This is a genomic window from Nocardia sp. alder85J, from assembly GCF_020176955.2.
Classification (GTDB): Bacteria; Actinomycetota; Actinomycetes; order Mycobacteriales; family Mycobacteriaceae; genus Nocardia.
In genome coordinates, this window is sequence record NZ_JAIUCZ020000007.1 from 514,280 (window position 1) to 521,389 (window position 7,110).

At 69.4% G+C, this 7,110-nt stretch carries 9 protein-coding genes; 5 read left to right on the top strand and 4 right to left on the bottom strand.

Features of this window, described 5'->3' with window-relative positions:
- Positions 1 to 26: 26 nt before the first annotated feature.
- Positions 27 to 1,670 carry a type VII secretion protein EccE gene (gene eccE / locus LBW94_RS28160; protein WP_225060301.1) on the top strand — a complete coding sequence of 548 codons (1,644 nt, stop codon included), beginning with the start codon at positions 27 to 29 and terminating at the stop codon, positions 1,668 to 1,670.
- A gap of 3 nt (positions 1,671 to 1,673) precedes the next feature.
- Here eccE and LBW94_RS28165 read toward each other — a convergent pair whose 3' ends face one another.
- The gene (locus LBW94_RS28165; RefSeq protein WP_416276961.1) at positions 1,674 to 2,285 is read right to left on the bottom strand and encodes an NADPH-dependent FMN reductase; all 612 of its coding nucleotides are present in this window, start codon (positions 2,283 to 2,285) and stop codon (positions 1,674 to 1,676) included.
- On the opposite strand from LBW94_RS28165, the gene LBW94_RS28170 reads away from it, so the two are divergent.
- Complete coding sequence (locus LBW94_RS28170; RefSeq protein WP_225060303.1) at positions 2,284 to 3,255, top strand: GAF domain-containing protein; 972 nt, start codon at positions 2,284 to 2,286, stop codon at positions 3,253 to 3,255. The genes LBW94_RS28165 and LBW94_RS28170 overlap by 2 nt on opposite strands.
- Positions 3,256 to 3,262: 7 nt before the next feature.
- Here the strand turns inward: LBW94_RS28170 and LBW94_RS28175 are convergent, their stop codons facing one another.
- Entirely contained in the window at positions 3,263 to 4,069 is an 807-nt protein-coding gene (locus LBW94_RS28175) for an S-methyl-5'-thioadenosine phosphorylase (protein WP_225060304.1), read from the bottom strand.
- A 105-nt stretch (positions 4,070 to 4,174) separates the two neighbouring features.
- On the opposite strand from LBW94_RS28175, the gene LBW94_RS28180 reads away from it, so the two are divergent.
- A complete protein-coding gene (locus LBW94_RS28180; RefSeq protein ID WP_323137947.1) occupies positions 4,175 to 4,504 on the top strand; it encodes a metal-sensitive transcriptional regulator in 330 nt (109 codons plus the stop codon).
- Positions 4,505 to 4,514: 10 nt separating this feature from the next.
- Here LBW94_RS28180 and LBW94_RS28185 read toward each other — a convergent pair whose 3' ends face one another.
- Together LBW94_RS28185 and LBW94_RS28190 are read right to left on the bottom strand one after the other, a co-directional pair.
- Positions 4,515 to 5,339, bottom strand: coding sequence for an LLM class F420-dependent oxidoreductase (locus LBW94_RS28185; RefSeq protein ID WP_225060305.1), 825 nt, complete (start codon positions 5,337 to 5,339; stop codon positions 4,515 to 4,517).
- 63 nt (positions 5,340 to 5,402) lie between these two features.
- Positions 5,403 to 5,822, bottom strand: a complete 420-nt coding sequence (locus tag LBW94_RS28190; protein ID WP_225060306.1) for a hypothetical protein — start codon at positions 5,820 to 5,822, stop codon at positions 5,403 to 5,405.
- A 204-nt stretch (positions 5,823 to 6,026) separates the two neighbouring features.
- Here LBW94_RS28190 and LBW94_RS28195 point away from each other — a divergent pair, with 204 nt between their 5' ends.
- The gene (locus LBW94_RS28195; protein WP_225060307.1) at positions 6,027 to 6,428 is read left to right on the top strand and encodes an SseB family protein; all 402 of its coding nucleotides are present in this window, start codon (positions 6,027 to 6,029) and stop codon (positions 6,426 to 6,428) included.
- 1 nt (position 6,429) lies between these two features.
- The gene (locus LBW94_RS28200; protein ID WP_225060308.1) at positions 6,430 to 7,017 is read left to right on the top strand and encodes a WXG100 family type VII secretion target; all 588 of its coding nucleotides are present in this window, start codon (positions 6,430 to 6,432) and stop codon (positions 7,015 to 7,017) included.
- The last annotated feature ends 93 nt before the right edge of the window (positions 7,018 to 7,110 follow it).

Genomic DNA, 7,110 nt, shown 5'->3' on the forward strand with positions numbered 1-7,110 from the left:
TGCGCCAGGTGACTGGGGGGACGACGATGGCCGAATTCGACGCCATGCGCAACCGTCCACTGCTCGGGCGCATCACACTTCCCAATCTGGTGGCGGCGCAGGCCGTCGGGCTGGTGCTCGCCCTGATCGCGCTGGTGCTGGGGCTGCCCGGCTGGTACGCGCTGTTGCTTGCGGTTCTGATCGGGGCGGTGCTGCTCGTGTCGATCGGCAAACGCTCGCTGGCGGGGTGGCTCGCCACCTGGTGGCAATACGTGACACATCAGGACTATTCGATCGGCGACACCGTCGATTTCCGTGGTCCGGACGGCCGCTCGCTCGGGCTGTACTGGGAGGGTAGCCGGGTCGTCGCGGTGGTGGAGGTGCTGCCGCCGCGGGGCGGGCTGACCCGCATCGACCGCTGGACCGTGCACGCCTCGCACCTGCTGCCGCTGCCGGAACTCGCGGAATGCCTGACGCAGCACGACATTCTGCTGTCCGGCATCGACATCATCAGCCACGGCCACCGCAGCCGGTCCGGCACCCCGGCCGGGGCGATCTACGAGACGCTGCTGGGTCCGTTGCCCGCCACCGCGTATCGCACGGTGTGGCTGGCGATCAGCTTCGACACACTGACCTGTCCGGGCGCCGCGGATCGGCGCGGCGGCGGGGCCGAGGGGGCCTGCCGGGCGGTCACCATCGCGACCCAGCGCATCGTGCGCGCGCTGGAGGACGCCGACTGTGCCTCCCGCATCTTGACCGCACCCGAGATCAAGCAGGCGGTGCTCCAGGTCAGCGCGGGCATCGATCCGCGCACGGTCCGGCATCGCTGGCGGCACGCCGAACTCGGCAACGCCGTGAACATCGGCGGCGCGGTCGACCCGAAGCAGCTCGGCACGGATCTGCTGGCGCAGTTGTGGGTGGCGCCCTCGCGCGGCACCACGGTGGCGGTGCGGCTGCGGCCGGGCACCTCGCCGGAGACGGTGAACATCGGCGCCGCCTGGCGGCTGACCACCCGCGAGCTGCCGGACAACCTGCGCTACCGGCACATGGTGTCGCTGCACGGCCGGCATCGGCAGAGTCTGCTGGCGCACTTCCCGATCGGGATTCCCGGCCTCGACGACACGGTGCCGATGAGCGAGTACCCGATCGACGTGATCGGCGCGCTGCATCTGCCGTCGTCCGGCTGCGGGCAGCTGATCGGTTCCGACGAGCAGGGCAACGGCGTCGCGATCCGCCTGGTGGGACAGGGCATTTCGACGGTGTACGTGGCGGGCGAGCTGTATCTGGCGCAGCAGTTGGTGTTCCGCGCACTGGCCGTCGGCGAGCGGGTGCTGGTCCGCACCGACCGGCCGCAGGCGTGGGAGCAGCTGATCACCACGATCGGCAACCCGGACCGTCTGGCCCTCGCCGTCGAAACCCACCAGAGCGACGCCGGTTACACCGCCGCGGTGGTCGACGGGGTGCTGGCCCCCGCCCCGCACGCGGGCGTCACCACCATCTACGTCGCCGGTGATCCGATGGGCTGGCCCGCCACCCGTCCCGACCTGTCGATCCACCAGCCCGGCGCGATCGGCAACCACGTGGTGCTGCGCACCGGCACCGCGCAGGTGGACCTGACCCTGGTGTCGATCCCGAAGGAGACCACCTACATCAACCGGCCGCGCGGCACCCGGCCGCTGGCCCACCAGTAGTCGTCAGCCCGGATACGGGTCCGCGGCCCGCGCGGCCCGCAGATGCCGCCCCCACCAAGCCAATTGGCGCAGCATCCGGGCGGACGCGTCGACGGCGGCGCCGTCCTCGGTATTGCCGTCCGCGTCGAACCGCCGCTTGACCTGGTGGAAACTCACCGTCTCGCGGATCGAGACCATGTGGATCTCCGCGACCACCTGCCGCAGCTGTTCCACCGCGCGCAGCCCGCCGGCCAGGCCGCCGTAACTCACGAAACCGACCGGCTTGGCCCGCCATTCGTGTTTCGCGGTGTCGAGCGCGGTCTTCAGCGCGGCCGGGTAGCCGTGGTTGTACTCCGAGGTCACCACCACGAAAGCGTCTGCGGCGGACAATCGTTCGCGATAGGCGCCGACCTCGGGGGTCTCGGTCAGCTCGACCGGCAGCGACCACCGCGCCAGATCGAGGACGTCCACGTCGAAGGCCGGATCCGCGCGCGCGGTCCGCAGGAACCAGTCGGCGACCACCGGCGCCAACCGTTGCGGCCGCACGCTGGCGACGATGACCTCCAGTCGCAAGGGGCTGTTCACCCGTGCGAGCCTAGGCGGTGCGATATCCGGTCGCGGGGAGGTGTGCTTCATGAAACTCGAACAGTGGACGCTGATCGAAACCCTCGGCGCTCCGCAGACGTGGTCGGTGGTGGCCACGGGGACGGCGGTGCGCCACTGGACCTCGCTGCCCCGGGCCGTGCCGCCGCCGTTGCTGCCGATGGTCACCGCCGCGCATGCCACCGGCAAAACGGTCGAACGCCGGCTCCCGCAGTCCCGTTCGGCCTGGTCCGGGCAGCGCGCCTGTGCGATTCCGACCGTCGGCCCGGACGGCGACGTGCACGCGGTGCAGTTCCGGGTGGGCCCGGACGATCCGCCCGAGCCGCTGCTGACCGCCGGCTTCATCCTCAACTGCCACACCCGGCAGCATCGTCGCGGTCCGGGCATGGGCGGAGCCTTCGGCGACGGCGACTACGGCTGGGAGGGCGGTGACATCTTCCAGTACATCCAGCGCTTCGACCGTGCGGTGGAGATGATGGCGACTCTCAATGCCTCGGAACCGGATTCGCGCTTCCAGGGCGAGTTCAGCATCAGCTCCTACACCGGGCTGCACACGGTGATGATGGCGACGCGTAACAGCGACGCCGACCCGAAGATCTGGCCCGGCGTGTTCCTGGACATCACCGACAGCGTTCCGCCGCAGGAGGAGTCGCTGGAGGCGGCCGCCGTCGACATGCTGTGCGATTCGGAGTCCGGCCAGCATCTGGCCCTGGTCGACACCGATCAGGGCCGGGTCAGCCGGTGGCTCGGCGCCGCGCCGCCGAACCTGCGCTGGGACGCCGGCATGGATGTACGGACCATCCCGCACCCGGACGACCGGCCGCTGATCCTGGCCGCCCGGCGGGCCCTGCTGGACGGCGCGGCCACGCACACCGTCACCGGCCTGCGGCTCGCCGCTGTCGACGGCGGCTGGCTGACCGCGGATGTGGAGGCCCGGCCGGCGCCCACCACCGCCGATTTCGGGCCGCCACAGTTCGCGCTGGTGCGGATGCGGATGCGCTGACCGGACGTCAGGGCAGGTCGAAGGGCAGCGTGACGCCGGTGTGGACCCGGCACCGATCGCAGGTGTCGGTACCGTCGACGGTCGCGACCGCCTGCCGCACCAATCGCTTGAACGGCACCAGATTCCGCTCGAACTCCTCGAAAACCGCGACGGCGCTGACCCCTTCGCCGGCCTCCAGGCCCGCGTCCAGATCCGTCACCAGAGCGATTGCCGCGTAGCACATTTCGAGTTCGCGAGCCAGCACGGCCTCGGGGAAACCGGTCATGTTGACCAGCTCCCAGCCCTGGCCCGCGAACCAGCGGCTCTCGGCGCGGGTGGAGAACCGCGGCCCCTGCACCACCACCATCGTCCCGGCCGACTTCATCGGCAACTCCGCGACCGCGGATTTGGTGGCGGCGGAACGCAACTCGTCGCAGTACGGATCGGCGAAGGACACATGGATGCCACCGTTGTCGAAGAAGGTCTGCGGCCGCCCCGAGGTGCGGTCGACCAACTGATCCGGCACCGCGACGGTGCCCGGCCCCCAGTCGGCGCGCAGGCTGCCGACCGCGCACGGCGCGAAGATCCGGCGCACGCCGATCGAGCGCAGCGCCCACATGTTGGCCTGATACGGCACCGTGTGCGGCGAGTACTCGTGCTTGCGGCCGTGCCGCGGCAGGAAGGCCACCTGCCGCCCATCGACATCGCCGACGGTGATCGGTGCGCTCGGCGCGCCGTACGGCGTCTCGATCTCGAGCGTGGTCGCGTCGTCGCCGAAGAAGTCGTAGAAGCCGCTGCCGCCGATGATGGCCAGCGCGGGGCGGGGGGAACTCATGGTTGCGTATTCTCCAGCACCACCCGGTTCCGCCCCGGTTCGGCCCCCGAGCAGCGCGGTAGCGTACCCTAGGGGGGTATCACGCCGCAGCACCGAGGAGAATTCGTGAGCCAGGACCAGACCACCGCGGCCGACCACGATCACACGGGCCACGGCTACATCACCGCCAAGGACGACTACCTGAAACGGCTGCGCCGCATCGAGGGTCAGGCTCGCGGCCTGCAACGAATGGTCGAGGAGGAGAAGTACTGCATCGACATCCTCACCCAGGTGGCGGCGATGACGAAGGCCCTGCAAGCGGTGGCGATGGGCCTGCTCGAGGACCACATCAGCCACTGCGTGGTGGACGCCGCCGTCCGCGGCGGACCGGAGGCCGAGGCCAAAATCAAGGAGGCCACCGAGGCCATCGGCCGCCTGGTCCGCGCGAACCCCTAGAACCGTCCGATCAGCGCCCGGCCAGCACGGGCGCGAGCGTCCGCAGCACCGGCACCCAGTCCGCGTCGGTGACCTGGATGGCGACCTGATCCGCACCCGCCTCCAGATGCGCGGCCAGCGCCGTCGCCACCTGCTCGGGCGTACCCGACAACCCGAGGGTGTCGATCAGCCGGTCACTGCCCGGGAACTCCAGATCCTCCTCGGCGAAGCCCAGCCGCCGCAGGTTGGCGACGTAGTTCTGCAACTTCAGATAGAACTGGATCCGCGGCCGCAGGGTCTCGCGCGCCTTCTCCGGATCGGTCCCCAGCGTGATCTTGTGCTCCGCCACCAGCAGCGAGCCGGCCCCGAGAATCTCCCGGGCCTGCCTGGTGTGCTCCGGCACGGTGAGATACGGCAACGCCCCCGCGGTGCGGTCCCGGGCCAGCTTCAGCACCCGCGGCCCCAGCGCCGCCAGCGCGCGGCTCTCCTTGGGCACCCCCGCCTCATCCAGTTCGTCCAGATACTCGACGAGCGCGTCGTAGGGCTTGCGGAACGCCGCGTCCTGTTCCGGATGCCCCGCCCCGATACCCAGCAGGAACCGCCCCGGGAAGCGCGCCTCGATCCGATGGAAGGATTCGGCCACCTCCTTCGCCGGCGCGCTCCAGATGTTGACGATGCTGGTGCCGACGGTGAGCGTGTCGGTGGCCTCGAGCAACGACTCGATCACCGGCAGATCCGCCGGCGGCGACCCACCCAGCCACAACGTCCCGTATCCGAGTGATTGCAGCTCACTCGCGATCTCGGGAGTGAAACTCGCGTAGTAACTCCATGCGCCGAATCGTCCATGAATGCTCATGTTCCGAAGGAACCCAGCGATCCGCCGAACTATTCCGAAATCGATATTCCGGATAGAAATCGATCAGTTCCAGATCCGCCGGCGCACCGTGTGCGCCTCCAGCCCGTCGGTGACCACGTCCCCGTCGTCGTCGAGCCGGTACGGTTCCAGCACATTCAGCGCGATGCCCTCGGCATGTTCGAGGAACACATCGATGGCCTCCGCCCCCGACTCCGGCAACGCCGACCCGAGCACGACCGCCGCCGCCCGGATCTCCGCCCGCATCCCGCCCAGCACCTCATAACTCATCTGCTGGGCCTGCCGGGCCGTCATCGGCGGCAACGCCACCATGTCGGTGACTCCGTTCACCTTCACCACCAGCGCGAACGGCGTGAAGGCCCCCGTCGTCTCCAACCGCCCCTCGGCCAGTGTCAGTGCCGTGTCGAGCAGCCCGTCCAGATCCTCCTGCGCGGGTTCGGACACTCGGTCTCGCCACGATGCCACTGCCGACTCCTGTTCTGGGGCATTGAAACAACTCATCATGCACCGGACACCGGCACCCGTCGACCGGAGCGGACGTCACTGCCGTAGGTACGAAAAGCAGCGTACTGTGCGCGGCACCGCCCGTCAGGCACAACCGCGTTGTAACCTCCAGCTCCCTTCGGGTACGGTAGCGGCACTGCGGGATTCATGGCAGGGGGGTATCCTATGGTCACCGACACCGAAGACGGCCTGGCCGCATTGCGATCGGAGATCGCCGCATTCCGAGCGGGTTTCGGCCACCCGGACCTGTTGCTGTCCACCTTCCGCGCCGCCGCGGTCCTGGTCCCGCTCACCGCTGAAGACCGCCTCTACACCTCCCGCTACGCCGGCATCGCCTGGATCTGCGTCTTCACCGCCGTCCGCCCCCTGGCCGCCTATCTGAACGCCCGCGGCACCACCCCCGGCGCCGAGCACCACTTCCACACCCTCCGCGGCCACCGCCTGACCGACTACGCGACAGCACAACCCGATCCGACCGGCATAGTGATAGATCCCGGCGGCGACACTCCCCTGGCCCTCCCACCCAGGATCACCGACGCCGACGGCAACACCGTAGGGGTGCTCTGACATGAACGACTCGATCCGAGTGGACCCCGCCGCCCTCACCGACGCCGCCGACGGCATCAACGCCATCACCGGCGAACTGTCCGGCCTCGGCACCAAGGAAACCGGCGCCTCCGGCCGCGGCTTCGCCCTCATCTCCCTGACCGGCCTGCAAGCAGGCAAATCGGCAGTCCACCAAGCCTTCTCCGCCTTCACCGACCGCTGGTCCTGGGGCGTGCGAACCATGGTCCAGAGCGCCGACGCCCTGGCCCGCACCCTCGGCCTGGCCGCCGGCCGCTACCACGAGGAGGAACAAACCGCCTCGAACATGTTCAAGGAGATGTACACCAACATCGCCGGCAATCCCCACCTCTCCCACCAGGACGCCGACAACCGCACCTGGTCCCAGACCCTGGCGGACAACAGCTACAACGACATCCGCCACCCCGACTACAGCGCCTCCTCCTTCTCCGCCGCCTGGGACCACATGGTCCGCAACGGAAAGATCATCGCCACCGTGGCCCCGGATGCCCTGGCCAACGCCGGCCCGACCCCCACCCGCTGGAACACCGGCGACGCGGCCCGCGCCGCACAGATCATGAACGGCAAATAGTTTTCGAAGGCGGGGGGTTGGACATGGGGTGGCTGGACGATATCGGTGATGCGGTCGAGCATGTCGCGCATCGGGTGGAGCAGGCCACCGGTG

Excerpts from the sequence above, each read along its gene's own strand:
- eccE (WP_225060301.1), top strand. The coding sequence starts at position 27 with ATGGCCGAATTCGACGCCATGCGCAACCGTCCACTGCTCGGGCGCATC.
- LBW94_RS28185 (WP_225060305.1), bottom strand. The coding sequence starts at position 5,339 with ATGAGCATTCATGGACGATTCGGCGCATGGAGTTACTACGCGAGTTTC.
- LBW94_RS28200 (WP_225060308.1), top strand. The coding sequence starts at position 6,430 with ATGAACGACTCGATCCGAGTGGACCCCGCCGCCCTCACCGACGCCGCC.
- LBW94_RS28175 (WP_225060304.1), bottom strand. The coding sequence starts at position 4,069 with ATGAGTTCCCCCCGCCCCGCGCTGGCCATCATCGGCGGCAGCGGCTTC.
- LBW94_RS28170 (WP_225060303.1), top strand. The coding sequence starts at position 2,284 with ATGAAACTCGAACAGTGGACGCTGATCGAAACCCTCGGCGCTCCGCAG.
- LBW94_RS28165 (WP_416276961.1), bottom strand. The coding sequence starts at position 2,285 with ATGAAGCACACCTCCCCGCGACCGGATATCGCACCGCCTAGGCTCGCA.
- LBW94_RS28195 (WP_225060307.1), top strand. The coding sequence starts at position 6,027 with ATGGTCACCGACACCGAAGACGGCCTGGCCGCATTGCGATCGGAGATC.